At 71.4% G+C, this 23265-nt stretch carries 22 protein-coding genes and 2 riboswitches; of the genes, 12 read left to right on the top strand and 10 right to left on the bottom strand.

The window, feature by feature from the left end; all coding sequences use genetic code 11:
• Window positions 1-134 precede the first annotated feature (134 nt).
• Together ACFWJ4_RS21210 and ACFWJ4_RS21205 are read right to left on the bottom strand one after the other, a co-directional pair.
• Window positions 135-824, bottom strand: coding sequence for a hypothetical protein (locus tag ACFWJ4_RS21210; RefSeq protein ID WP_380545999.1), 690 nt, complete (start codon window positions 822-824; stop codon window positions 135-137).
• A 112-nt stretch (window positions 825-936) separates the two neighbouring features.
• Window positions 937-1143 (bottom strand): hypothetical protein, encoded by a 207-nt coding sequence (locus ACFWJ4_RS21205; RefSeq protein WP_380545997.1) that lies wholly within the window; start codon window positions 1141-1143, stop codon window positions 937-939.
• Window positions 1144-1416: 273 nt separating this feature from the next.
• Between ACFWJ4_RS21205 and ACFWJ4_RS21200 the strand changes: the two genes are divergently transcribed.
• The gene (locus tag ACFWJ4_RS21200) at window positions 1417-2394 is read left to right on the top strand and encodes a carbohydrate kinase family protein (protein WP_380545995.1); all 978 of its coding nucleotides are present in this window, start codon (window positions 1417-1419) and stop codon (window positions 2392-2394) included.
• A gap of 10 nt (window positions 2395-2404) precedes the next feature.
• Here the strand turns inward: ACFWJ4_RS21200 and ACFWJ4_RS21195 are convergent, their stop codons facing one another.
• Entirely contained in the window at window positions 2405-3817 is a 1413-nt protein-coding gene (locus tag ACFWJ4_RS21195) for a cysteine desulfurase/sulfurtransferase TusA family protein (protein ID WP_380545993.1), read from the bottom strand.
• Between the two features lie 368 nt (window positions 3818-4185).
• On the opposite strand from ACFWJ4_RS21195, the gene coxB reads away from it, so the two are divergent.
• The 4 genes from coxB to ACFWJ4_RS21175 all read left to right on the top strand — a co-directional run bounded on the left by coxB (window position 4186) and on the right by ACFWJ4_RS21175 (window position 8655).
• Window positions 4186-5040 (top strand): cytochrome c oxidase subunit II, encoded by an 855-nt coding sequence (gene coxB / locus ACFWJ4_RS21190; RefSeq protein WP_380545991.1) that lies wholly within the window; start codon window positions 4186-4188, stop codon window positions 5038-5040.
• Window positions 5037-6812, top strand: a complete 1776-nt coding sequence (ctaD, locus tag ACFWJ4_RS21185; protein WP_380545989.1) for a cytochrome c oxidase subunit I — start codon at window positions 5037-5039, stop codon at window positions 6810-6812. The genes coxB and ctaD overlap by 4 nt, the downstream gene beginning before the upstream one ends.
• Window positions 6812-7228, top strand: coding sequence for a cytochrome c oxidase subunit 4 (locus ACFWJ4_RS21180; RefSeq protein ID WP_359897049.1), 417 nt, complete (start codon window positions 6812-6814; stop codon window positions 7226-7228). The genes ctaD and ACFWJ4_RS21180 overlap by 1 nt, the downstream gene beginning before the upstream one ends.
• 170 nt (window positions 7229-7398) lie before the next feature.
• Window positions 7399-8655: an Ig-like domain-containing protein gene (locus tag ACFWJ4_RS21175; protein WP_380545987.1), complete on the top strand. Its 1257-nt coding sequence runs from the start codon at window positions 7399-7401 to the stop codon at window positions 8653-8655.
• 19 nt (window positions 8656-8674) lie between these two features.
• Here the strand turns inward: ACFWJ4_RS21175 and ACFWJ4_RS21170 are convergent, their stop codons facing one another.
• From ACFWJ4_RS21170 to ACFWJ4_RS21150, 5 genes are all read right to left on the bottom strand, one after another.
• The gene (locus ACFWJ4_RS21170) at window positions 8675-9046 is read right to left on the bottom strand and encodes a GntR family transcriptional regulator (protein ID WP_359897052.1); all 372 of its coding nucleotides are present in this window, start codon (window positions 9044-9046) and stop codon (window positions 8675-8677) included.
• Window positions 9047-9164: 118 nt separating this feature from the next.
• Complete coding sequence (locus ACFWJ4_RS21165; protein ID WP_359897054.1) at window positions 9165-10826, bottom strand: ubiquinol-cytochrome c reductase cytochrome b subunit; 1662 nt, start codon at window positions 10824-10826, stop codon at window positions 9165-9167.
• Window positions 10823-11875, bottom strand: coding sequence for a Rieske 2Fe-2S domain-containing protein (locus tag ACFWJ4_RS21160; protein WP_380545985.1), 1053 nt, complete (start codon window positions 11873-11875; stop codon window positions 10823-10825). Before ACFWJ4_RS21160 ends, ACFWJ4_RS21165 begins: the two co-directional genes overlap by 4 nt.
• Before the next feature lie 8 nt (window positions 11876-11883).
• Complete coding sequence (locus ACFWJ4_RS21155; RefSeq protein ID WP_359897057.1) at window positions 11884-12693, bottom strand: c-type cytochrome; 810 nt, start codon at window positions 12691-12693, stop codon at window positions 11884-11886.
• Between the two features lie 187 nt (window positions 12694-12880).
• A complete protein-coding gene (locus ACFWJ4_RS21150) occupies window positions 12881-13501 on the bottom strand; it encodes a heme-copper oxidase subunit III (RefSeq protein WP_049651835.1) in 621 nt (206 codons plus the stop codon).
• Between the two features lie 396 nt (window positions 13502-13897).
• Here ACFWJ4_RS21150 and ACFWJ4_RS21145 point away from each other — a divergent pair, with 396 nt between their 5' ends.
• The 3 genes from ACFWJ4_RS21145 to ACFWJ4_RS21135 all read left to right on the top strand — a co-directional run bounded on the left by ACFWJ4_RS21145 (window position 13898) and on the right by ACFWJ4_RS21135 (window position 17183).
• Complete coding sequence (locus ACFWJ4_RS21145; protein ID WP_359897059.1) at window positions 13898-14323, top strand: hypothetical protein; 426 nt, start codon at window positions 13898-13900, stop codon at window positions 14321-14323.
• Window positions 14324-14442: 119 nt separating this feature from the next.
• Window positions 14443-15519 carry an anthranilate phosphoribosyltransferase gene (gene trpD / locus ACFWJ4_RS21140; protein WP_380545983.1) on the top strand — a complete coding sequence of 359 codons (1077 nt, stop codon included), beginning with the start codon at window positions 14443-14445 and terminating at the stop codon, window positions 15517-15519.
• Between the two features lie 108 nt (window positions 15520-15627).
• Window positions 15628-15746: riboswitch (SAM riboswitch) on the top strand.
• Window positions 15747-15797: 51 nt separating this feature from the next.
• Complete coding sequence (locus ACFWJ4_RS21135) at window positions 15798-17183, top strand: aminotransferase class V-fold PLP-dependent enzyme (protein WP_380545981.1); 1386 nt, start codon at window positions 15798-15800, stop codon at window positions 17181-17183.
• A gap of 3 nt (window positions 17184-17186) precedes the next feature.
• Here the strand turns inward: ACFWJ4_RS21135 and ACFWJ4_RS21130 are convergent, their stop codons facing one another.
• Both ACFWJ4_RS21130 and ACFWJ4_RS21125 read right to left on the bottom strand, forming a co-directional pair.
• The gene (locus tag ACFWJ4_RS21130; protein WP_049651832.1) at window positions 17187-17468 is read right to left on the bottom strand and encodes an Lrp/AsnC family transcriptional regulator; all 282 of its coding nucleotides are present in this window, start codon (window positions 17466-17468) and stop codon (window positions 17187-17189) included.
• Window positions 17465-18292, bottom strand: a complete 828-nt coding sequence (locus tag ACFWJ4_RS21125; RefSeq protein WP_380545979.1) for a rhomboid family intramembrane serine protease — start codon at window positions 18290-18292, stop codon at window positions 17465-17467. Before ACFWJ4_RS21125 ends, ACFWJ4_RS21130 begins: the two co-directional genes overlap by 4 nt.
• 201 nt (window positions 18293-18493) lie before the next feature.
• Between ACFWJ4_RS21125 and ACFWJ4_RS21120 the strand changes: the two genes are divergently transcribed.
• The 4 genes from ACFWJ4_RS21120 to ACFWJ4_RS21105 all read left to right on the top strand — a co-directional run bounded on the left by ACFWJ4_RS21120 (window position 18494) and on the right by ACFWJ4_RS21105 (window position 23203).
• Entirely contained in the window at window positions 18494-18757 is a 264-nt protein-coding gene (locus tag ACFWJ4_RS21120; protein ID WP_380545977.1) for a hypothetical protein, read from the top strand.
• 104 nt (window positions 18758-18861) lie between these two features.
• Window positions 18862-20328, top strand: coding sequence for an NYN domain-containing protein (locus ACFWJ4_RS21115; RefSeq protein ID WP_380545975.1), 1467 nt, complete (start codon window positions 18862-18864; stop codon window positions 20326-20328).
• A 198-nt stretch (window positions 20329-20526) separates the two neighbouring features.
• Entirely contained in the window at window positions 20527-21564 is a 1038-nt protein-coding gene (locus ACFWJ4_RS21110) for an NlpC/P60 family protein (RefSeq protein ID WP_359897070.1), read from the top strand.
• A gap of 338 nt (window positions 21565-21902) precedes the next feature.
• Window positions 21903-22056: riboswitch (cyclic di-AMP (ydaO/yuaA leader) on the top strand.
• Window positions 22057-22066: 10 nt separating this feature from the next.
• Window positions 22067-23203, top strand: coding sequence for an NlpC/P60 family protein (locus ACFWJ4_RS21105; RefSeq protein ID WP_359897073.1), 1137 nt, complete (start codon window positions 22067-22069; stop codon window positions 23201-23203).
• The last annotated feature ends 62 nt before the right edge of the window (window positions 23204-23265 follow it).

Genomic DNA, 23265 nt, shown 5'->3' with positions numbered 1-23265 from the left:
ACACCCCCCCCCCAGCCTGCCCTCCCGGCCCCTCTTCCCCCTCCCCCCCCGCGCTAACGCCCCCCCGGCACCCCCCCGGGCCCCCCCTTCTCGTTTCCCGCCCGCGCGGGGCCGCCCGGCGCCCGCGGGGACGTCTACCGTCCGGCGACGTCCGGGCCGACCGGGTCCGGCCCCATGTGCGGGTCGCCCTCCAGCGGCAGCTCCTGGCCGCTGGTCCGGTCGACGACGGTCCGCCCGGCCAGCGGCGAGCGCAGGTCGGCCGAGACCGACTGCCGCTTGGCCAGCGCGTTGCACACCTGCCCGGGCTGGACGGTGGGCGGGCCCGGCACGACCAGCACGTCCACCCGGCCCGGCTGGGACTCGTCCGCCTTCAGCGTGTACGTGGTGCAGACCCCGCCGAAGAAGTAGACGGTCAGCTTGGTGGTGCCGTCCACCCGGTAGGCGACCGGCGGACGGACGGGCGCGCCCGAACCGTTCGGGTTCGGCTCGCCCACCGCGATCCCGTTGCCCGGGGGAGTGCCGGGGGCCGGCTGCCCGGGCGCGGGCGAGGCCGGGGTGGGCGTGAAGCCGCCCGGCGGCCGGGCCGGCTGTGAGGCGCCGGAGGAACTCCCGGTCGGCGCCGCCGAGGACGGGCTCGCGGAGTCCGTCGGGGCCTGCGGGGAGGCACTCTCCGAGGCCGACGCGGCGGCCGAGCCGCTCGCCGCCGCGTCCGAGGCGGGCTTGCCGCCCCCGCCGCAGCCGGCCACCGTCATCACCGCCGCCAGCGCCAGACCCGCCAGGGCCACCGCCCGCCGACCGCGCCGGGGCATCGTCTCCGGTTCCATCTGCACATCCTCCCGAGGGTTCAGCGGTGCCGCTTCCTCGCCGCTCCGCGCGGATGTGACGTGCTCCGGTCGGATCCGGTTCCGTACCGGTCGGATCCGTTCCGGCGCGGGCTCAGAAGCCGTACTCGGCCATCCCGGCCACCATCCGCTGCGCCCCGGACGGGACCCGGAAGCCGGTCGGCGCGGGGGTGGCGGGCTGCGGACCGGCCGCGAGCAGCGGCCAGAACCGGCGCAGCCGCCGGGAGGAGTCCACCAGGGCGTCGAGCGTCTCGCCGTCCTCGGTCCGCAGGACGGGCGGGGAGCAGTGGTCGGTCGTCATCGGGCATCGCTCCGATCCAGGGCCGTGGCCACGCTGCCACGGTCGGCGGCGGGGCCCGCGCGACGGGCCCCCACGGCCGACCCTAGGCAGGGACCCGGCCGCCCACCAGTGCTACCGGGAGGTAGTACACGTTCGAGGGCCCCGGGTGCCACCATGGCCGTGCGGGCGGCAACTTGCGGCACTCTTGCCTGGGCGCTCCCCGGGGCCGGGTACCGTGGGTGGGTTCATCCCCGCCTGCCCGTTGGCCCCGCAGCCATCCTGAGGAGACCTTCCGTGCGTATCGCCGTTGCCGGCTCGATCGCCACCGACCACCTGATGACGTTCCCCGGCCGGTTCGCCGACCAGCTCGTCGCCGAGCAGCTGCACACCGTGTCGCTGTCCTTCCTGGTCGACACCCTGGACATCCGCCGCGGCGGCGTCGCGCCGAACATCACCTTCGGCATGGGTGTGCTCGGCCTGCGCCCGGTCCTGGTCGGCGCCGCCGGCGCGGACTTCGCCGAGTACCGCAGCTGGCTGGAGCGCAACAACGTGGACTGCGACTCCGTCCACATCTCCGAGACCCGGCACACCGCGCGCTTCATGTGCACCACGGACGAGGACCACAACCAGATCGCCTCGTTCTACACCGGTGCCATGGCCGAGGCCCGCAACATCGAGCTGAAGCCGATCGCCGACCGCGTCGGCGGCCTGGACCTCGTCCTGATCGGCGCCGACGACCCGCAGGGCATGGTCCGCCACACCCAGGAGTGCCGCACCCGCGGCTACGCCTTCGCCGCCGACCCCTCCCAGCAGCTGGCCCGCCTGGAGGGCGACGACATCCGCGAGATCGTGGACGGCGCCGCGTACCTCTTCACCAACGAGTACGAGGCCGCGCTGATCGAGAGCAAGACCGGCTGGGACGCCGAGGAGCTGCTCACCCGCGTCGGCACCCGGATCACCACCCTGGGCAGCAAGGGCGTCCGGATCGAGCGCAAGGGCGAGGCGCCGATCCTGGTCGGCTGCGCCAAGGAGGAGGCCAAGGTCGACCCGACCGGCGTCGGCGACGCCTTCCGCGCCGGCTTCCTGGCCGGCCTGTCCTGGGACCTCGACCTGGAGCGCTCCGCCCAGCTCGGCTGCATGCTCGCCACCCTGGTGATCGAGACCGTCGGCACCCAGGAGTACGAGCTGCGCCCGGCCGCCTTCCTGAAGCGCTTCGAGGAGGCCTACGGCGCCGAGGCGGTCGCCGAGATCAGCGCGCACCTGGTCAAGTAGTCCGCCCCGCTCAGGAGCGACGCAGCACGAGGTAGGCCGAGCCCCGGTCGCCGCCGTACTCGGCGGCCGGGGCCTCGCCCGCGTACTCCTGCCCGCGCATCCCGCACCAGGCCGGGATGTCCAGCCGGGCAGCCTCGTCGTCCGCCAGCACCGCGACCGTGCCGCCCAGCGGCACCTCGCCGATCCGCTTCGCCAGCTCGATCACCGGCAGCGGGCAGCGCTTGCCCAGCGCGTCGATGACCAGCAGCGACTCCCGGGCCGCCGGTTCGGGTTCGGGCGCGGGCCCGGGCGCCGGCAGGTCCAGCCCGAGCGGCGCCCGGACGCCGGCCACCAGGTCCGGCAGCACCGCGAGGAAGCGCTCCACGTCGGCCTCGGCCGTCCCGTACGGCAGCGAGACCCGCACGTTCCCCTCGGTGAGCACGCCCATCGCCGCCAGCACGTGGCTGGGCGTCAGCGTGGACGAGGTGCAGGAGGAGCCGGAGGAGACCGCGAAGCCCGCCCGGTCCAGCTCGGTCAGCAGCACCTCCCCGTCCACGTACAGGCAGGAGAAGGTGACGATGTGCGGCAGCCGCCGCACCGGGTCGCCGACCACCTCGACCTCGGGCACCAGCTGGGGCACCCGGGTGCGGATCCGCTCCACCAGCGCGTGCAGCCGGCTGTTCTCCCGCTCGGCCTCGGCCCGTACGGCGCGCAGCGAGGCGGCCGCGGCCACGATCGCGGGGACGTTGACGTAGCCGGGCACCCGGCCGCCCTCGCGCTCGTCGGCCGGCAGCGGCGAGGCGTACCGGACGCCCTTGCGCACCGCCAGCACCCCGACCCCGGGCGGGCCGCCCCACTTGTGGGCGCTCGCGGTCAGCAGCGACCAGCCCGCCGGGACGTCCACCCGCCCGGCGCTCTGCGCCGCGTCCACCAGCAGCGGGACGCCGGCCGCGGCGCACAGCTCGGCGACCTCGCCGACCGGCTGCACCGTGCCGACCTCGTGGTTGGCGCTCTGCAGCGCGGCCAGCGCGGTGTCCGGGCGCAGCAGCGCCCCGAAGGCCGCCGGATCGGCCCGGCCGCCGCGGTCCACCGGCGCCACCGAGACCTCGCCCCCGCCCGCCAGGTGGCGTTCCGCGACGTGCAGCACGCTGGAGTGCTCCACCGCGGAGTGCGTGAAGTGGCCGCCGCGCCGCCGGTTCCCGGCCAGCGCGCCCAGCAGGCCGAGTTGGACGGCCTGGGTGCCGCTCGCGGTGAAGGCGATCTCGTCCGCCCGGGTGCCCAGCACCGCGGCCACCGTCTCGCGGGCGGCGTCCAGCAGCATCCGGGCCTGTCGGCCGGAGCGGTAGAGCCGGGCCGGATCGGCCCAGCCCTCGTCCAGGGCGGCGGTCAGCGCCTGCCGCGCGACGGGGTGCAGAGGGGCCGTCGAGGCCGCGTCGAAGTACACGGTGACATTTAACGCACACCCGGCCGGTGTCCGGGGCCCCTCGCACGGCTCACCCGCCGTCAGTCGATCATCCCGAATGTCCGCTTCGTCCGCGTCCGACGGGCCGTCACGGGCGTCGTCCGAGGTCATCCCCCGATCGGGCGTACGGACCTCGAATGCCTACGATGACCTGCGACGCAGCCCCCACCGGGCCTGATCGGGCTAGCGGGCGGCGCGTTACCGGGGGCTGCCCGTCAGGAGCGCATAAGGCTGGAGTAGGGTTTGGCCCGCATAAGCATTCAAACCGTGCCCGTGGACGGGTCGCCGGGGAGGCTCACACTCCTCCCCGGGGCGACGCGAAGGCGGGCGAGACTTCGGGAAGGCGCTACGTGAGTCCCAACGGCTCCGACCGCTCGCCGCGGCGCACGATGCGGCGGAAGCTGCCTCAGGCGCTGGCACTGGGCCTCGTCATCGCGACCGCCACCGGCTGCTCGGCCAACGACCTCCCCAGGCTTGGCCTCCCGAGTCCCGTCACCCAGGAAGGGCCCTTGGTCCTCCAGATGTGGCAGGGCTCCTGGATCGCGGCGCTGGTGGTCGGCGTACTGATGTGGGGTCTGATCATCTGGAGCGTGATCTTCCACCGGCGCAAGCGCACCGGTGTGGAGATCCCTCCGCAGACCCGGTACAACGTGCCCATCGAGGCGCTCTACACCGCGGTCCCCATCATCATCGTCTCGGTCCTCTTCTACTTCGTCGCCCGCGACGAGGCGAAGCTGACCTCCACCTCCGAGAAGCCGCAGCACTACGTCAACGTGGTCGGTTTCCAGTGGAGCTGGGCGTTCAACTACGAGAACACCGAGACTCCCGACCCGGCCAACCGGGACGCCGCGTACGAGGTCGGTACGCCCAAGGACGCTCCGACGCTCTGGCTGCCGGTCAACGAGTCGGTTCAGTTCCGCCTCACCTCGCGTGACGTCATCCACGACTTCTGGCCCGTCAACTTCCTGATGAAGATGGACGTCGTGCCGGGCGTGGTGAACAAGTTCGAGGTCACGCCGACCGTCAAGGGCGAGTACATGGGCAAGTGCGCCGAGCTCTGCGGCGTCGACCACTCGCGCATGCTGTTCAACGTCAAGGTCGTCGACCGCGCCGACTACGACAAGCACCTGGCCGAGCTTCGCGCCAAGGGCCAGAACGGTGCGGTGCCCTCCGGCCTGATCACCATGGGAAGTGAAGAGAAGTGACAATCCTCAACGAGCCCGCCGCGGCCGGCGGGGGCGCCGAGGCCGTCACGGTCGGGGCGCAGCGGACCCGCAAGCCGGGTTCGACCATCATCAAGTGGTTGACCACCACTGACCACAAGACGATCGGCACGCTGTACCTGGGCACGTCGTTCGCCTTCTTCCTGATCGGTGGCATCCTCGCCCTGGTCATGCGTGCCGAGCTGGCTCGTCCCGGGACCCAGATCCTGTCGAACGAGCAGTTCAACCAGGCGTTCACGATGCACGGCACGATCATGCTGCTGATGTTCGCGACGCCGCTCTTCGCCGGCTTCGCGAACTGGATCATGCCGCTCCAGATCGGCGCCCCGGACGTGGCGTTCCCGCGTCTGAACATGTTCGCGTACTGGCTGTACCTCTTCGGCTCGACCATCGCGGTGGCGGGCTTCCTGACCCCGAACGGCGCCGCCAACTTCGGTTGGTTCGCCTACTCCCCGCTGTCCGACGCGGTGCACTCGCCCGGCATCGGCGGCGACATGTGGATCATGGGTCTGGCCTTCTCCGGCTTCGGCACGATCCTCGGCGCGGTCAACTTCATCACCACGATCATCTGCATGCGCGCTCCGGGCATGACGATGTTCCGGATGTCGATCTTCGTCTGGAACGTCCTGCTGACCTCGGTGCTGGTCCTGCTGGCCTTCCCGGTGCTGGCCGCCGCGCTGTTCGCCCTGGAGGCGGACCGCAAGTTCGGTGCCCACGTCTTCGACCCGGCCAACGGCGGGGCCCTGCTGTGGCAGCACCTCTTCTGGTTCTTCGGCCACCCCGAGGTGTACATCATCGCGCTGCCGTTCTTCGGCATCGTGTCGGAGATCATCCCGGTCTTCAGCCGCAAGCCGATGTTCGGTTACTCCGGTCTGGTCGCGGCCACCATCGCGATCGCCGGTCTGTCCGTGACGGTGTGGGCGCACCACATGTACGTCACCGGGCAGGTGTTGCTGCCGTTCTTCTCGTTCATGACCTTCCTGATCGCGGTCCCGACCGGTGTGAAGTTCTTCAACTGGGTCGGCACCATGTGGAAGGGCTCGCTGAGCTTCGAGACCCCGATGCTCTGGACGGTCGGCTTCCTGGTCACCTTCCTCTTCGGTGGTCTGACCGGTGTTCTGCTGGCCTCCCCGCCGATCGACTTCCACGTCTCGGACTCGTACTTCGTCGTCGCCCACTTCCACTACGTGGTCTTCGGCACCGTCGTGTTCGCGATGTTCGCCGGCTTCCACTTCTGGTGGCCGAAGATGACCGGCAAGATGCTGGACGAGCGCCTCGGCAGGATCACCTTCTGGACGCTGTTCTTCGGCTTCCACACCACCTTCCTGGTGCAGCACTGGCTCGGCGCGGAGGGCATGCCCCGCCGCTACGCCGACTACCTGAGCTCGGACGGCTTCACCACCCTGAACACCGTCTCGACCATCGGGTCCTTCGTGCTCGGCCTGTCGATCCTGCCGTTCCTCTACAACGTCTGGAAGACCGCCAAGTACGGCGAGAAGGTCACCGTGGACGACCCGTGGGGCTTCGGCCGCTCGCTGGAGTGGGCGACCTCCTGCCCGCCGCCGCGGCACAACTTCCTCACCCTCCCGCGGATCCGCTCCGAATCCCCGGCCTTCGACCTCCACCACCCGGAGATCGCCGCGCTGGACTACCTGGAGAACCACGGCGAGCCGGCCAAGCACCTCGCCGGTGTGACCCCGGCGAAGTACGACGCCCCGAAGCTGGGCAAGGGCAACAAGGAGGGTGACGCCTGATGAAGGAACAGGGAAAGATCTTCCTGGGCCTGTCGGTCTTCGTGCTGGCCATGGCCGTGACCTACGGCCTGTGGACCAACCACTCGGACAAGGGCATCGAGGCGGCCGGTACCACCGCGCTGTTCCTGGCCTTCGGCCTGTGCGCCTTCATCGGGTACTACCTCGCCTTCACCGCCCGCCGGGTGGACAGCGGCGCGGGTGACAACCCCGAGGCCGAGGTCGCGGACGACTCCGGCGAGCTGGGCTTCTTCGCCCCGCACAGCTGGCAGCCGCTCTCGCTGGCGCTCGGTGGCGCGCTCGCCTTCCTGGGCGTGATCTTCGGCTGGTGGCTGATGTTCTGGGCCGCCCCGATCATCATGATCGGCATCTTCGGATGGGTCTTCGAGTTCTACCGGGGCGAGAACCAGAACCAGTAGGTTCCCGCCTCCGGCACCAGGGCCGGTCCTCCCGCACGGGGGGACCGGCCCTGCTGCGTCCCCGGGATGACGGCCTCACTCCGGTGGGTGAACCGGGAGTCCCTCGAATGTCGCTTCACCGGGGGGCGTTCCTACGATCTGAGCAATCGTGCGAACCCTCGGAGGCGGTCATGGCCGACAGGCGTGGAATCGCAGCTCTAGGCGGCATCTCGCTGGCCCTCGCAGTGCTGGCCCCGCTGGCCGCCTGCACGGCCGGGGGCGACGAGCCCGTCGGGCCGCACCGGATCGACGCGGCCCCGCTGGTCCACCTCTCGGCGGACGGCAAGGCCGATCCCGCGCAGCCGGTCACCGTGAGCGCCGTCCAGGGCAGCACGCTCACCGACGTCACCGTGGTCGGCCCGGACGGCCGGGTGGTCGCCGGGAAGCTCGCGGAGGACCAGCGCAGCTGGCAGACCACCGGACGGCTGAAGGCCTCGACCGCGTACACGGTGCGGATCTCCGCCGACGACGGCAGGGGCGGCCGCGGCGACACCACCGCGCGCTTCAGCACCGTCGCCGCCCAGCGCCTGCTGACCGCCAAGCTCGGCCCTGACTCCTCCGGCACCGGCGTCTACGGGGTGGGCCAGCCGCTCACCGTGCAGCTCTCCGAGGCGGTGACGGACCCGCAGGCCCGCCAGGAGGTCGAGCGGGCCCTGACCGTCGGCTCCCAGCCCGTCGTCACCGGGGCCTGGTACTGGGTGGACGACAAGAACCTGCACTTCCGCCCGGAGGCCTACTGGCCGGCCGGCACGGCCGTCTCGCTGGCCTTCGACGGCACCGGCAGCCGGATCGCGGAGGGCCTCTACGGCGGTGACCGCAGCTCGCTGAAGCTGCGGATCGGCGAGCGGGTGGAGTCGGTGATCGACGCGTCCGCCCACGAGCTCACCCTGAAGCGCGACGGCGAGGTGCTGAAGACCATCCCGGTCACCACCGGCAAGCCCGGCTTCGACACCCGCAACGGCGTCAAGGTGGTGCTCGGCCAGGAGCGGTCGGTCCGGATGAACGGCGAGACCATCGGCATAGCCGCTGGCAGCACGGAGTCGTACGACCTCGACGTGAAGTGGGCCACCCGGGTGACCTGGAGCGGCGAGTACGTCCACGCGGCGCCCTGGTCGGTCGGCTCGCAGGGCATCGAGAACGTCAGCCACGGCTGCACCGGCATGAGCACCGGCAACGCCGAGTGGTTCTACCAGCACACCCGGGTCGGGGACCTGGTGACGGTGGTGAACAGCCGGGGCGGCGCGATGGAGTCCTTCGGCAACGGCTTCGGGGACTGGAACGTCGCCTGGACGGACTGGGTCAAGCACAGCGCCTCGGGACAGCCCGTCAGCACCACCGCACCGCCCTCCCAGGCCCCCGCCGCGGGGATGATCCGCCCCGACCTCTGACGGGCCCGGGAGGGGCCCGTCAGCCCTCCGGGAAGGCCAGCCGCAGAGCGGTGTCCACGGCGGCCAGGGCGTCCGAGCGGGAGACGCCCAGGCGGCTCGCCCGGGCGGCGAACTCGGCGGCGGCCTCGGCGGTCAGCCGGTGGGCGGCGTCCCCGGTGGCGGCGATCAGCGTGCCGCGCCGGCCGTGGGTCTCCACCACGCCGTCCGCCTCCAGCTCGCGGTAGGCCCGGGCGACGGTGCCGGCGGCCAGCCCCAGCTCCTCGGCCAGGGCCCGGACGGTGGGCAGCCGCAGCCCGGTCGGCAGCTCGCCGGAGCGGGCCCGGTCGGCGATCTGGGCGCGGATCTGCTCGTACGGGGGAGTGGCCGAGGCGGGGTCGACGGACAGCTGCACGGGGGCTCCTGGTGGCGCGGCGGGCGGGTACGGGAAAGCCGCCGGACACGCCCGAGGGCCGCTGACCAGAAGAACTCTGGTCAGCGGCCCTCGGGGTGGCGCGGTGGCGCTTACGGGATCAGTGGTGGCCGTGGCCGCTGGTGATCTCGTGGTGCTCCTCGGCGGTCGGCTTGGGGATCTGGCTGCCCTCGCCGTAGAAGCCGCGGGAGAGCTTGGCCCGGGTGCGGGTGAGGACGCCGGCCTTGCGGGCCACGCCGTTCTCGTCCGTCTGGGCCGGCAGCTCGACCGGCTGGTTCTGGTCGTGCGCGGTGAGCTTGAACAGGTCCTTCTGCGGCAGCTGGGCGTGCACCTCGATGAACTCGCCGTGCGGCAGGCGCTTGATGACGCCCGTCTCGCGGCCGTGCAGCACCTTCTCCTTGTCACGGCGCTGGAGGCCGAGGCACCAGCGCTTGGTGATGATGAAGACGACGACCGGGACGACGAAGAAGCCGACGCGGACGAAGTAGGTGATCGAGTTGATCGACAGGTGCAGGTGGGTGGCGAACAGGTCGTTGCCACCACCCATCAGCAGCACCAGGTAGAGGCTGATCCAGGCGGCACCCAGGGCGGTGCGGACCGGAGCGTTGCGCGGGCGGTCCAGGATGTGGTGCTCGCGCTTGTCGCCGGTGATCCAGCTCTCGATGAACGGGTAGACCGCGATCGAGACCAGGACCAGCGGGAAGATCGCCAGCGGGATCATGACACCCAGGTTGAGGGTGTGGCCGCCCCAGACGCTGATCTCCCAGCCCGGCATGACACGGATCAGACCCTCGGAGAAGCCCATGTACCAGTCGGGCTGGGCGTCCGTGGAGACCTGGTCCGGACGGTACGGGCCGTACGCCCAGATCGGGTTGATCGTGGCGATCGCCGAGACGACGGCGATGAGGCCGAACACCAGGAAGAAGAAGCCACCGGCCTTGGCCATGTAGACCGGCATCAGCGGCATGCCGACGACGTTCTTCTCGGTCTTGCCCGGGCCCGCCCACTGGGTGTGCTTGTGGTAGAAGACCAGGATCAGGTGCGCCACCAGCAGGCCGAGCATGATGCCCGGGATCAGCAGCACGTGGATCGTGAAGAAGCGCGGCACGATGTCGTGGCCGGGGAACTCGCCCCCGAACAGGAACATCTGGACGTAGGTGCCGATCAGCGGGACGGCGAGGATCGCGCCTTCCATGAAGCGGATACCGGTGCCCGACAGCAGGTCGTCCGGCAGGGAGTAGCCGAAGAAGCCGTCGAACATGCCCAGGACCAGCAGCAGGAAGCCGAAGACCCAGTTGATCTCACGCGGCTTGCGGAACGCGCCGGTGAAGAACACGCGCATCATGTGCACGAGCATCGCGGCCACGAAGACCAGGGCGGCCCAGTGGTGGATCTGGCGGATCAGCAGACCGCCGCGGACCTCGAAGCTGATGTCCACCGTGGAGGCGTAGGCCTCCGACATCGGGATGCCCTTGAGCGGCACGTACGAGCCGTCGTAGACGACCTCGGCCATCGAGGGCTTGAAGAACAGCGTCAGGTAGACGCCGGTCAGGATGATGATGACGAAGGTGTAGAGGCAGATCTCGCCCAGCATGAAGGACCAGTGGTCCGGGAAGATCTTCCGCAGGTTGGCCTTGGCGAGGGAGTAGATCCCCAGCCGGCCGTCCGTCCAGTCAGCCGCGGCTTCCCACTTGTTGGCGGGCTTTTCACGCGTGCTGGAGGGCTTGGCGGCACCGGTCGTGGTGCTGCTCGCGCTACTCATCGAGCACGCTCCCAGTAGCTCGGGCCGACGGGCTCCGCGAAGTCGCCGGTGGCGACCAGGTTGCCCTTCTCGTCAGTGATGATCTTCAGCTGCGGCAGCGGGTGACCGGCCGGGCCGAAGATCACGCGGGCGCCGTCCGCCAGGTCGAAGGTCGACTGGTGGCAGGGGCAGAGCGCGTGGTGGGTCTGCTGCTCGTACAGGCTGATCGGGCAGCCGACGTGGGTGCAGATCTTGGAGTAGGCGAGGATGCCCTCGAAGCCGAGCTCCTTGGACTTCTCGTCCTTGATGTCCTCGGGCGCGATGCGGACCAGCATCAGGGCGTCCTTGGCGATCCGCTGCTGGAAGTCCTCGCTGTGCGTGGACAGGCCCTCCGGCATGGCGAAGGTGAGCGAGCCGATGACGATGTCCTCGGGCTTCATCGGCTGCAGCGTGTTCATGTTGATCAGCGGCAGCGGCTTGGCCTCGGTCGCCTCCTTCCAACCGGTCTCCTTGAGCTTCTTCTCGGGAAGCGGGCCAAGGTCACGGAGCAGGACCACGCCGGAGAGCGGGACCAGCGCCATGGAGCCGATCAGGGTGTTGCGGATCATCTTGCGGCGGCCGAAGCCGGACTCGGCGGCGCCGGTCTTGAACTGCTCGATGACGTCCGCGCGGACCTCGTCGGACGCCTCGATCGGGTGACGCTCGGCCGGCAGCTCGACGTCCGACATCAGGGTGCGGGCCCAGTGGACCGCACCCGCGCCGATCATGAACAGCGCGATGCCCAGGGTCAGGCCGAGCGCGAAGTTCAGCGCGCTGACGTGACCGAGCGGGAAGATGTAGACGATCTTGTCCGGGTCGATGGCCACGTACGAGGCGATGAAGCCCACGGTGGCGAGCATCGAGATCACGAACATCAGCGAGACCTGGCGCTCGGCGCGCTGGGCGGCCCGCTCGTCGATGTCGGTGCGCCGGGGCTCGTGGGCCGGCAGGCCCGGGTCGGCGAACGGGCTGCCGTGGTCGGCCACCTCGCCGGCGGAGCCGTGCGGCTCCGGGAGCTTCTCTTCTGACATGTCGTGGCTCATGACTTCTTGGCCTTGGTGGTGTGGGCGGCGACCCAGATCGCGACCGCGATGAGCGTGCCGAGGCCGAAGATCCAGCCGAACAGGCCCTCGGTCACCGGACCGAGGCTGCCCAGGGTGAGACCGCCGGGGTTGGGCTCATCGTTGGTGGTGTGGCGGACGAAGGCCACGATCTGCTTCTTCTGCTCCTCGGGCATGGTGGTGTCCGGGAACGACGGCATGTTCTGCGGGCCGGTCTGCATGGCCTCGTAGATGTGCTTGGCGTCCACGCCCTCGAGCGACGGGGCGTACTTGCCCTTGGTCAGGGCACCACCCTGGCCGGCGAAGTTGTGGCACTGGGCGCAGTTGGTGCGGAACAGCTCGCCACCCTTGGAGATGTCCTCGGGGTTGGTCGAGGTGAACTGCTCCTCCGTCGGGGTCACCGGGCCGGGACCGAGCGAGGCGACGTAGGCGGCGAGCTGGTCGATCTCGGCCTGCGAGTAGATGTTCTTCTTGCGCGGGACCTGGGCGCCGGGCTGCTGGGCGGGCATGCGGCCGGTGCCGACCTGGAAGTCGACAGCGGCGGAGCCGACGCCGACCAGGCTCGGACCGTCACTGCTGCCCTGGCCGTTCATGCCGTGGCAGGAGGAGCAGCCGACGGCGAAGAGCTTCTTGCCCTCATCGATCGCGAGCGACTGCGCGGCGACGTCGGCCTGCGCCTTGTCGGCGGGCGCGAACGCGGCGTACAGCCCCCCGGTTGCCGCCAGGGCGAGAAGTAGGACGACCAGCGCCGCCAATGGGTGGCGCCGTCGTGCGGAGAGCTTTTTCACGGAATAACCCCGGTGTCAGGATCTGGTCGACTGGTGGGTGCACCCGGCGGCCGGTCTGGCCGGCACGAGGCTGCCTGTCTAGGGCTGCGCGCGCGGTCGGTCGGTGGGAGCGTCGGCACCGGCAGAAGCGGCCCGTCGCCGGTGAGGGCGGGGGCCGCAGCCGGTGGCCAGCGACCTGATCAGCTGGTTACTTGATCAGGTAGATGGTCGCGAACAGGCCGATCCACACGACGTCGACGAAGTGCCAGTAGTACGACACGACGATCGCCGCGGTGGCCTGCTCGTGCGTGAAGCGCTTGGCTGCGTACGTCCGTCCCAGGACCAGCAGGAAGGCGATCAGACCACCCGTCACGTGCAGCCCGTGGAAGCCGGTGGTCAGGTAGAACACCGTGCCGTACGGGTCGGAGGACAGCGACAGGCCGTCCTTCTTGACCAGCTCGGTGTACTCGAAGACCTGGCCGCCGATGAAGACCGCGCCCATGGCGAACGTGAGGATGAACCACGCCCGGAGCTTCTTCACGTCACCGCGCTCGGCAGCGAACACGCCGAGCTGGCAGGTGAGCGAGGAGAGCACCAGGATCGTGGTGTTGACCGAGGAGAAGGGCACGTTGAGGGCGTGGGCCTTCTCGGTCCAGAACTCCGGCCCCTTGACGGAGCGGAGCGTGAAGTACATCGCGAAGAGGGCCGCGAAGAACATCAACTCGGAACTGAGCCAGACGATCGTTCCGACGCTGACCATGTTCGGCCGGTTGACCGATCCGTGCGCGTGCCCGGTTTCTACTGCTGTTGCTGTCGCCACGACGGACATTATGTCGGTCCCTTATTCCGTCTTCACGTCGGGGGGTGTCCCTCGGAGTGTCCGGTGCGTGCGGTATGCCCCCTTGGGGGGTGCCGGGGTGCCCGGACGGGGGTTGAGCAGCGGCGTGTCCCTTTTCTGATGGTTCCTCGGAGGGGCCTGCGACCCCGTTGCCCGGCGCGTCGCTGCACGGTCGGACCAGCCGTGGGGGGTAAGGGGACGGGCCCGGGGTCGGCCGTACGGGTGGACTGGACGGGATCGGGTGACGGGCCGTCCTCCGGGCGGGTGAGCCCGGGGCGCGGCGGCTCGGGACGGATCGTGCGCGAGGGGGACTCGGCGGGGGGTGATCGGGAGTAGCATCCGGATCAGGCGAACGTGGTCCGGATCACACTTGAGGGAGCAGGGCCCATGGCGTACACGACCGATGAGACGCTCACCGTCCTCGTCTACAGCGACGACCGCAACACCCGCGAGCAGGTGCTGACGGCGCTCGGCCGTCGGCCCGCCGAGGATCTTCCGGAACTGTCCTACCTGGAGTGCGCGACCACCCCCGCGGTGCTCAAGGCACTGGAGAAGGGGGGCGTGGACCTCTGCGTGCTGGACGGCGAGGCCGTTCCGGCCGGGGGGCTGGGGCTCGGGCGCCAGCTCAAGGACGAGATCTACGGCTGCCCGCCGGTGCTGGTGCTGATCGGCCGGCCGCAGGACTCCTGGCTCGCCGCCTGGAGCCGGGCGGACGCGGCCATCTCCCGCCCGGTGGAGCCGGTGGCGCTGGCCGGGGCGGTCGCCACCCTGCTGCGGGCGCGGCTGGCGAAGCGGACTCCGGTCGTCCGCTGAATTCCCCCCCGGCAACTGGAAAAGAGAGGGGTAGAAGCGGCCCCTTCGCTCGATAGGCTGGCTCCATCCGTACGGACGTCCCCCCGGAGTGGGGAACCGACAAACAGCTGGAGTCAGCCATGGTGAACGTGAACCCTGCGAACGGCGGTAGCGACCCCGCGCAGGTGATCCGCACCTGGCCGGACCTCCTGGCCGCGCTGCTGCAGGGGGAGGACCTCGACCGCGCGTCCACCGCGTGGGCGATGGACCGGATCATGAGCGGCGAGGCGTCCCCCGTGCAGGTGGCCGGGTTCATGATCGCGCTGCGGGCCAAGGGCGAGTCGGTCGAGGAGATCGCCGGCCTGGTCGACGCGATGTACGAGCACGCCGAGCCGCTGGAGATCCCCGGACCGGCGGTGGACATCGTCGGCACCGGCGGGGACCGGGCGAAGACCGTCAACATCTCCACCATGTCGGCGATCGTCGCGGCGGCCGCCGGCGCCAAGGTGGTCAAGCACGGCAACCGGTCGGCCTCCTCCGCCAGCGGCTCCTCGGACGTGCTGGAGAAGCTCGGGGTGGCGCTGGACCTCTCCTCGCAGCGGGTCGCCGAGGTGGCCGAGGAGGTCGGTCTCACCTTCTGCTTCGCGGCCAAGTTCCACCCCTCGATGCGGCACGCCGCCACCGCGCGGCGCGACCTCGGGGTGCCGACCTCCTTCAACATCCTCGGCCCGCTCACCAACCCGGCCAAGGTCACCGCGCACGCCATCGGCTGCTTCGACACCCGGCTGGCCGGGCTGATCGCCGGGGTGCTGGCCGAACGGGGCGCGACGGCGCTGGTCTTCCGCGGCGACGACGGGCTGGACGAGCTGACCATCACCACCACCTCGCAGGTCTGGCTGGTGCGCGACGGGGTGGTCACCGAGACCACCTTCGACCCGCGGGACGTCGGCATCGAGCTGGTCGGCATCGAGGCGCTGCGCGGGGCGGACGCCTCGTACAACGCCGAGGTCGCGCGGCGGCTGCTGGCGGGGGAGCACGGGCCGGTGCGGGACGCCGTCCTGCTGAACACGGCGGCGGCGCTGGTCGCGCTGGACCTCGGCGAGGCGCCGCTCGCCGAGCAGCTGGCGGCCGGCATGGAGCGGGCCGCGGAGGCGATCGACTCCGGTGCCGCGCAGGACCTGCTGCGACGCTGGTCGGAGGCCACCAGCCGGATCTGAGGCGGTAGTTGGGGAGCCCGTGCCGGAACGCCGGCACGGGCTCCCGCGCTGTCCGGATGCTGGATGCCCGTTTGACCACCCGATGGACGCGGCCTAGAGTCTTGGCCAGGTCATGAGTGACAGTGCGAAGCCCCAGCTGGCTGTCCGGCAACCCTCCGTCCGTGGCGGGGTGCCCTGGGTGAGGACCGGGTCGTCACGGCAAGCCGTCCGTGCGACAAGCGCGGACGCCCGACGACTAGCACTCCCGGGGTCCCTCACCCCTGAAGGAGTGCATCCTCATGTCCCCTCTCGCCACCACCGAGACCTGCGCCCCGCTCGCCGTCCTCGGCGCCGACGTCCAGGTCCCGCTCGCCAACGGTGAGAAGGTCGGCTACGCGGCGCTGGACTACGCGGCCAGCTCCCCGGCGCTCCAGCGGGTGTGGGACGACGTCGCCGCCTACGCGCCGTACTACGGCAGCGTCCACCGCGGGGCCGGGTACCTCTCCCAGCTGTCCACCGACCTGTTCGAGCAGAGCCGCCGCACCGTCGGTGAGTTCCTCGACCTGCGCGAGGGCGACCAGGTGGTCTTCACCCGGGCCACCACCGACTCGCTCAACCTGCTGGCCGCGGCCGTTCCGGCCGGCACCCGGGTGTTCGCCTTCGAGACCGAGCACCACGCCTCGCTGCTGCCCTGGGCGCACGCCGGACTGGGCGTCACCTACCTGCGGGCGCCGCGCTCCCGGGCCGAGGCGGTGGCCGCGCTGGACGCCGCCCTCGCCGGGGCGCCCGAGGGCCCCAAGCTGCTCTGCGTCACCGGCGCCTCCAACGTGACCGGCGAGCTGTGGCCGGTCGCCGAGCTGACCCGGACCGCGCACCGGCACGGCGCCCGGGTGGTGCTGGACGCCGCCCAGCTGGCGCCGCACCACCGGGTCTCGGTCCGCGAGCTGGACGTCGACTGGATCGCCTTCTCCGGCCACAAGATCTACGCGCCGTTCGGCGCCGGGGTGCTGGCCGGCCGGGCGGACTGGCTGGACGCGGCCGAGCCGTACCTGGCCGGCGGCGGGGCGACCCGGACGGTGGCCCGGGAGAGCGACGGCTCGGTGGCCGTGCAGTGGCACACCGGCCCGGCCCGGCACGAGGCCGGCTCGCCGAACGTCATCGGCGCCTACGCGATCGCCTCGGCCTGCCGGGCCCTGACCGAGGCCGGGTTCGACGCGCTGGAGGCCCGCGAGCAGCAGCTGATCGCCCGGCTGACGGCCGGGCTGGAGCGGATCCCGCAGGTCAAGGTGCTGAACCTGTTCGGCTCCGACTCCGCCCAGGTCGGCGTGCTGTCCTTCGTCGTCCGGGGCTGGAACAGCTCGCACTTCTCGGCCGCGCTGTCCGCCGAGTACGGCATCGGGGTGCGCGACGGCCTGTTCTGTGCCCACCCGCTGGTGCGCACGCTGCTCGGGGACGAGGACGTCGCCCCGTCCGAGTGCGGCGCGCCGGAGCCCTCGCTGCCGGGCGAGCGCAGCCTGAACGCGATCCGGGTGAGCTTCGGCGCCGGGACGCCGGACGAGCACGTCGACCGCTTCCTGACCGCCGTCCGGGAGCTGGTCACGGACGGGGCGGCCTGGAACTACCGCAACGAGGGCGGTCGCTGCGTCGCGACCGTGCAGATCGACCGGAGCCGGCGCGAGGGCTGAGCGCTACTCGTCCAGGCCGAGGGCGAAGGCGGCTTCCAGGTCGTGCTGGGAGTAGGTGCGGAAGGCGATCTGGGTCTCGGTGTGGGCCACGCCCGGGACCTTGTTGAGCCGGCCCGGGATGACCTCGGCCAGGTCGTCGTGCCGGCGCACCCGCACCATCGCCACCAGGTTGTAGCCCCCGGTCACCGAGTAGACCTCGCTGACGCCGTCGATGGCGGCGATGGATTCGGCGATCTCCGGGATGCGGTCGACACTGGTCTTGATCAGGACGATGGCGGTGATCACAGTTCGGGCTCCTTTGTGGGGTGCCGCCAGCGTATCGGGCGTCGGCCGGGTCGTCGCGGGGGGTGGCGAACCACGGTGCAGGCGTAGAGGAACCCGGCCGAGAAGCCGATCACGTGCACCAGGTACGCCACCCCGGGCCCGGCCGAGTGCACCGACCACCACTGCAGGGCGAACCAGAGGCCGAGCACCAGCCAGGCGGGGAACCGCAGCGGCAGGAACAGCAGCAGCGGGACGAGGGTGGTGACCCGGGCCCGGGGGTGGAGGCGCAGATAGGCGCCGAGCGCGGCGGCGATCGCCCCGGAGGCCCCGATGAGCACCCGGGTGGAGTTCGGCGAGTGCGCCTCGGCGAGCGCGAAGCCGTACGTGGTCAGGCTGCCGGCGGCCAGGTAGAAGACGGCGTAGCGGGCCCGGCCCAGCCGCTGTTCGACGGTGGGGCCGAAGACCTGGAGGAAGAGCAGGTTCCCCAGCAGGTGCAGCCAGCCGGCGTGCAGGAAGAGGCCGGTGAGGACGGACAGGGCCGGGTGCTTGCCCGGGGTCGGGGCGGCCGGGCAGCCGGGGACCGGGTCGGGGGCCTCGGCCAGCTGCGCGGCGGTCAGCGGCCGCCCGGCCAGCACCTCGGCCGGGACGGCGCCCCAGCGCTGCTCGTACCGCTGCTCCGCGCAGACCCGGGCCCGGCCGGTGCCGTACAGCGGGTTGAGCCCGGCGGCCGGGCCGAGCAGGAAGACCAGGGTGTTGAGTGCGATCAGGGCGTAGCTGACCGCCGGGACGGTCGCGGCCGGGCGGCCGCCCCGGGCGGCGGTGTCGTCGGGGACCGCGAGCGCCATGCGGCCAAGCATCCCTCCGGGCGCCGCAGGTGACACGGCGGTTTACGGCAGGTGGACCAGTCCGGGTGTTCGGGCAACCGGTGGCCGCGATGGTTGCCCCAGGCAATAGGCTTGGGGCGGGCATTCCCGCCTCCCGCCGCCGATGCCGGGGCTCCGGGGGGAGCGCCTAGCCCACGAAGGGACCACCCGAGAGGACCCCCGATGACCGTCCCCGCCCTGACCGCCGAGACGCGCTGGCGCTGCACCCTGTGCGGCAACCTCACCCGCTTCGACGTGACCCGCACCGCGCGGGTGACCGAGTTCCTGCACTTCGACCTGGCCGGCGAGTCCAGGGTCGAGGAGACCGAGGTGCTGAGCGAGACCATCGAGTCGGTGCGCTGCCGCTGGTGCAACGCGGTGGACCAGGTCGAGCTGGTGGCCCGCCCGGGTGCGGAGGGGGCGCAGGCCCCCACCGAGCAGGGCTGATCCCCGCCGCCGCGGCGGGTGGGTGCGCGGCGCGCCCACCCGCGCCGCACGGGACAATGCAGAACAAGACGCACGGAGCGTGACGACAGGGGGAGGTCGCGGCCGTGCCCCGCTGGACCAGGATCGGAGCCGAGGACGTGGTGGACGCAGCGAAGGAGCCCGGCGAAGCCCAGGGGCTTCAGCCCGCTGCGGCCGAGGCCCGGGCCGGGGCGGCGGCCGGGGCGGCGAACGACTCCTCCGAGCCCGCGGCGGAGCACGCCGTCGAGAAGCTCGACCGGCCGCTGCCCGAGGGCGTGCGCCGGCGAGTGGTCGGGCTGGCCTCGGACGCGCTCGGCGGGCTGCCGGCGGGCGAGCTCCCGCAGAGCCTGCGTCAGTACGTGAAGTTCACCCCGGCGCGGCGGGCCAAGTACGCGGCCACCGCGCTGGCGGCGGCCCTGGAGGCGGAGCCGGCCTTCCGGGTGCGGATAGCGGAGCGGCTGCGCCTCGGGCAGCCGGACCTGGTGAAGGCGCTGGAGTCGGGCACCGTCCCGAGCGCCGCCGATCCGATGGACGTCGCGGCCGCCGCCTACCTGGTGCGTTCGGCGGGCTGGAGCCGGCTGGTGGCCGAGGCCGGCGAGGAGGCCGAGCGGGCCGGTGCCGAGGACGCGGCCGCGGAGTCGGCCCGGCTGGCGGAGAAGCTGCAGGCGGAGCTGGCCGAGGTGCGGGCCTCCGCGCGGGCTGACGTGGACCGGCAGCGGGCCGAGTCGGACGGCGTCCGCAAGGAGGCCGAGTCGCTGCGCAAGAAGGTGCGGTCGCTGGAGAGCGACACCCGCCGGGCGCAGGCCGAGACCCGCAGGGTGGCCGGCGAGCTGGAAGCGCTGAAGGCGCAGGCCGCGGCCGAGCGCGGTGCGGCCGAGACCGAGGCGCGCAGGCTCAGGCACCGGGTCTCGGAGCTGGAGAACGCGGTCGAGCAGGGCCGCCGGTCGGCCCGTGAGGGGCGCAGCGTCGAGGACATGCGGCTGCGGCTGCTGCTGGACACCGTGCTGCAGTCGGCCCAGGGGCTCCAGCGGGAGCTGGCGCTGCCGGTCTCCCAGATCCGCCCGGCGGACCTGGTGGAGGCGGTGGTGCCGGGGGCGGCCTCGCCCCACGACGTGGCCCGGCGCGGGCTGGCCGAGGACGATCCGGCGCTGCTGGACCAGCTGCTGGCGATCCCCCAGGTGCACCTGGTGGTGGACGGCTACAACGTGACCAAGACCGGTTATCCGACGCTGCCGCTGGAGCAGCAGCGGATCCGGCTGCTGGGCGGGCTGGCGATGCTGGCGCAGCGCACCCAGGCGGAGGTCACCTGCGTGTTCGACGGGCAGGACCTCGACGTCCCGGTGATCATGGCGCCGCCGCGCGGGGTCCGGGTGCGGTTCAGCCGGACCGGGGAGACGGCCGACGAGCTGATCCGCCGTCTGGTGCGGGCCGAGCCGCAGGGCCGTCCGGTGGTGGTGGTGTCCACCGACCGGGAGGTCGCGGACGGCGTGCGGAAGGCGGGCGCGCGCCCCGTGGCCTCGGTGCTGCTGCTGAACCGGCTGGCGCGCCCCTGATCCCGAGCGGCCGTGCGATGCCTGGTCAGGAGTGGTTCCGGGGTGGTGTGCGGGTCCCGTGTCGTCAGTGTGCGGACCGGAGTTCACACCTACGGGGGAGTGGCAAAACGGATAGATCTTCACTAGGGTCTGGCGTCAAACCTATTTTCCGGAATCTCATCCCATCAGGTGAGTCCGTTGGAAGAAGGAGCAGGACCCTTGGCCTCCCACCGCCGTCCCAAGCAGCCGAGCCGCGCGCGGATCTCCGTGCTCACCGCTGCTGCTGCGACCGCGGTCGCCCTCTCCGCCCAGGTGGCCGCGCACGCCGCGCCGCAGCCGAACAAAACGGATGTCAAGGCGCAGATCGACCAGCTCCAGGAGGAGCAGGAGCAGGCGGCGGAGAAGTACAACGGCGCCAAGGAGCGGGCCGACCAGCTGCGCAAGCAGGCCGACCAGCTGCAGGACCAGGTGGCCCGCAGCCAGGAGCAGATGACCCAGCTCCAGGGCGGTCTCGCCGAGGTGGCGGGGGAGCAGTACCGCACCGGCGGCATCGACCCGTCCGTCCAGCTGATGCTCACCTCCGACCCGTCCGGCTACCTGGAGAAGGCCTCCACCGTTCAGCAGGCCAGCAGCAGTCAGGCCGAGGCGCTCAAGGGGCTGCTGGACCAGCAGCGCCGGCTGGACCAGGAGAAGGTCGAGGCCTCCGCCGTGCTCGCCTCGCTGGACACCACCACCAAGGACCTGAACCAGGCCAAGGCGGACGTCAACACCAAGCTGAAGGCCGCCCAGGACCTGCTGAACTCGCTGAGCGCCACCGACCGCGCCGCGCTGAAGGCCCAGCAGGCGCAGGACGACCGCGCCTCGCGCGGCAGCGACCGGGTCGACCTCAGCAGCCTGCCGCCGGCCAGCGGCTACGCGGCCGTGGCGATGGCCAAGGCGATGAGCAAGCAGGGCTCGCCGTACGTGTGGGGCGCCACCGGCTCGACCACCTTCGACTGCTCGGGCCTGATGGTCTGGGCGTACGGGCAGGCGGGCGTCTCGCTGCCGCGCACCTCGCAGGAGCAGGGCCACTACGGCACCCGGGTGCCCTCGCTGGACCAGGCCCAGCCGGGCGACCTGGTGGTCTACGGCAACGACATGCACCACGTCGGGATGTACATCGGCAACGGCATGGTGGTCCACGCGCCGCACACCGGTGACGTGGTGAAGGTGATGAAGGCCGACGCGATGTCGATCAACACCATCCGCCGGGTCTGACGGCCCGACACGCCCGCGAGGCCCTTCCGGGGGCTGTGAAAAGCGCCACCCCTCGTGCGGGGGTGGCGTTCGGCTTTCCGCCCCTTCGCGGCCACATGCTGAGAACTGATCAGCCTTCTGTGTGCCAGTGGTCACCATCGGTCATTTTCACAGAAGAACTTGGGAAATCTTCGGTCTTTTTTCTGACAAGGATTTGAACGGATCACGGTTCAGTTACTAGGGTCGTGCCCTGAACCACCGCACTGTCGATCGCCCAGCCAGGGTGGCGGCGGTGGTTACCGTCGAGTTCGTGAGGCAGCGGGGCAGGTCGAAGCGACTGCCCGACAGGGGAGCCCAGTGGTTTGGGGGCGCTGCGGAGCGGAGCCGGGGAACCACGTTCCTCCGGGGTGAATCGACGCCAGGTCGGCCGATGGAACGGCCGTGAGGCGTCGTAGGGCATGCTTCCGGCCCGAACCCGTCAGCTCACCCGGTAGGCGGACGTAGGAAGAAGGAGTCCGCCTTCGTGGCGTCCCATCGTCGTCCCAAGCCCGCAGGCCGCGCCCGGGTCTCGATCCTGACCGGTGTCGCCGCGGCAGCCGTCGTCCTCTCCGCGCAAGGCGCCCACGCCGACCCGCAGCCGACCAAGGAACAGGTCAAGGGGCAGGTCGACCAGCTCAACGAGCAGGCCGAGATCGCGACCGAGAACTACAACGCGGCCCAGGCCAAGCAGCAGGAGCTGGAGAAGCAGGTCTCCGGCATGCAGGACCAGGTGGCCCGTCAGCAGGCCCAGGTCACCGAGCTCCAGGGCGGCCTGGCCGAGATCGCCGGCGAGCAGTACCGCAACGGGGGCATATCCCCGACCGTCCAGCTGATGTTCTCCTCCAGCCCGGACACCTTCCTCAGCCAGGCCGACGCGCTGAACCAGGCCGGCAGCACCCAGAAGGGTCAGCTGAAGGAGCTCCAGGAGCAGCAGCGCAAGCTCGACCAGGACCGCAACGAGGCCCAGGGCAAGCTCGCCGAGCTGGAGTCGACCACCCAGCAGCTGAAGGCCTCCAAGGAGGAGGTCCAGGGCAAGCTGAAGGCGGCCCAGGACCTGCTCAACACGCTGACCGAGCAGGAGCGCCAGGCGCTGCGCCAGGCCGAGGAGAAGGCCGCGGCCGACGCCAAGGCCAAGGCCGACGCCGCGCAGGCCCAGCAGCAGCAGGCCGACCGCGCCTCCCGCGACAACAGCCGCGGCGACCTCGCGGCCGGCTCGACCGCCTCGGCCGGCTCGACCGCCTCCTCCCCGGTGAAGGTGGCCCCGGGCAGCTCGCGCGGTGCCGCCGCGCTCTCGGCCGCCGCCTCCAAGATCGGCAGCCCGTACGTCTGGGGCGCCACCGGCCCGGGCTCCTTCGACTGCTCCGGCCTGATGGTCTGGGCGTTCAACCAGGCGGGCGTGTCGCTGCCGCGCACCTCGCAGGCGCAGGCCTCGGCCGGCACCCGGATCGGCTCGGACATCTCCCAGGCCCAGCCCGGCGACCTGCTGATCTTCTACACCGACGCCCACCACGTCGGCATCTACGCGGGCAACGGCCAGGTGCTGCACGCGCCCAAGCCGGGCGCGTCGGTGCGCTACGAGGCCGTCACCAACATGCCGCTGGCCTCCATCGTGCGGGTCTGATCACCGCCCGGACGCTTCCAGGCCCGGCCTCCCCCAGGGGAGGCCGGGCCTGCGGTTTTTCC

The organism is Kitasatospora sp. NPDC127067 (assembly GCF_042724755.1).
GTDB classification, from domain to species: domain Bacteria; phylum Actinomycetota; class Actinomycetes; order Streptomycetales; family Streptomycetaceae; genus Kitasatospora; species Kitasatospora lactacystinica.
This window is presented reverse-complemented; position numbering and strand designations above follow the sequence as displayed.

What these genes read in the sequence shown, in the direction of transcription:
- ACFWJ4_RS21210 (WP_380545999.1), bottom strand. Translation starts at nt 824, where the DNA reads ATGGAACCGGAGACGATGCCCCGGCGCGGTCGGCGGGCGGTGGCCCTG.
- ACFWJ4_RS21205 (WP_380545997.1), bottom strand. Translation starts at nt 1,143, where the DNA reads ATGACGACCGACCACTGCTCCCCGCCCGTCCTGCGGACCGAGGACGGC.
- ACFWJ4_RS21180 (WP_359897049.1), top strand. Translation starts at nt 6,812, where the DNA reads ATGAAGGAACAGGGAAAGATCTTCCTGGGCCTGTCGGTCTTCGTGCTG.
- ACFWJ4_RS21175 (WP_380545987.1), top strand. Translation starts at nt 7,399, where the DNA reads ATGGCCGACAGGCGTGGAATCGCAGCTCTAGGCGGCATCTCGCTGGCC.
- ACFWJ4_RS21165 (WP_359897054.1), bottom strand. Translation starts at nt 10,826, where the DNA reads ATGAGTAGCGCGAGCAGCACCACGACCGGTGCCGCCAAGCCCTCCAGC.
- ACFWJ4_RS21160 (WP_380545985.1), bottom strand. Translation starts at nt 11,875, where the DNA reads ATGTCAGAAGAGAAGCTCCCGGAGCCGCACGGCTCCGCCGGCGAGGTG.
- ACFWJ4_RS21150 (WP_049651835.1), bottom strand. Translation starts at nt 13,501, where the DNA reads ATGTCCGTCGTGGCGACAGCAACAGCAGTAGAAACCGGGCACGCGCAC.
- ACFWJ4_RS21145 (WP_359897059.1), top strand. Translation starts at nt 13,898, where the DNA reads ATGGCGTACACGACCGATGAGACGCTCACCGTCCTCGTCTACAGCGAC.
- trpD (WP_380545983.1), top strand. Translation starts at nt 14,443, where the DNA reads ATGGTGAACGTGAACCCTGCGAACGGCGGTAGCGACCCCGCGCAGGTG.
- ACFWJ4_RS21135 (WP_380545981.1), top strand. Translation starts at nt 15,798, where the DNA reads ATGTCCCCTCTCGCCACCACCGAGACCTGCGCCCCGCTCGCCGTCCTC.
- ACFWJ4_RS21125 (WP_380545979.1), bottom strand. Translation starts at nt 18,292, where the DNA reads ATGGCGCTCGCGGTCCCCGACGACACCGCCGCCCGGGGCGGCCGCCCG.
- ACFWJ4_RS21120 (WP_380545977.1), top strand. Translation starts at nt 18,494, where the DNA reads ATGACCGTCCCCGCCCTGACCGCCGAGACGCGCTGGCGCTGCACCCTG.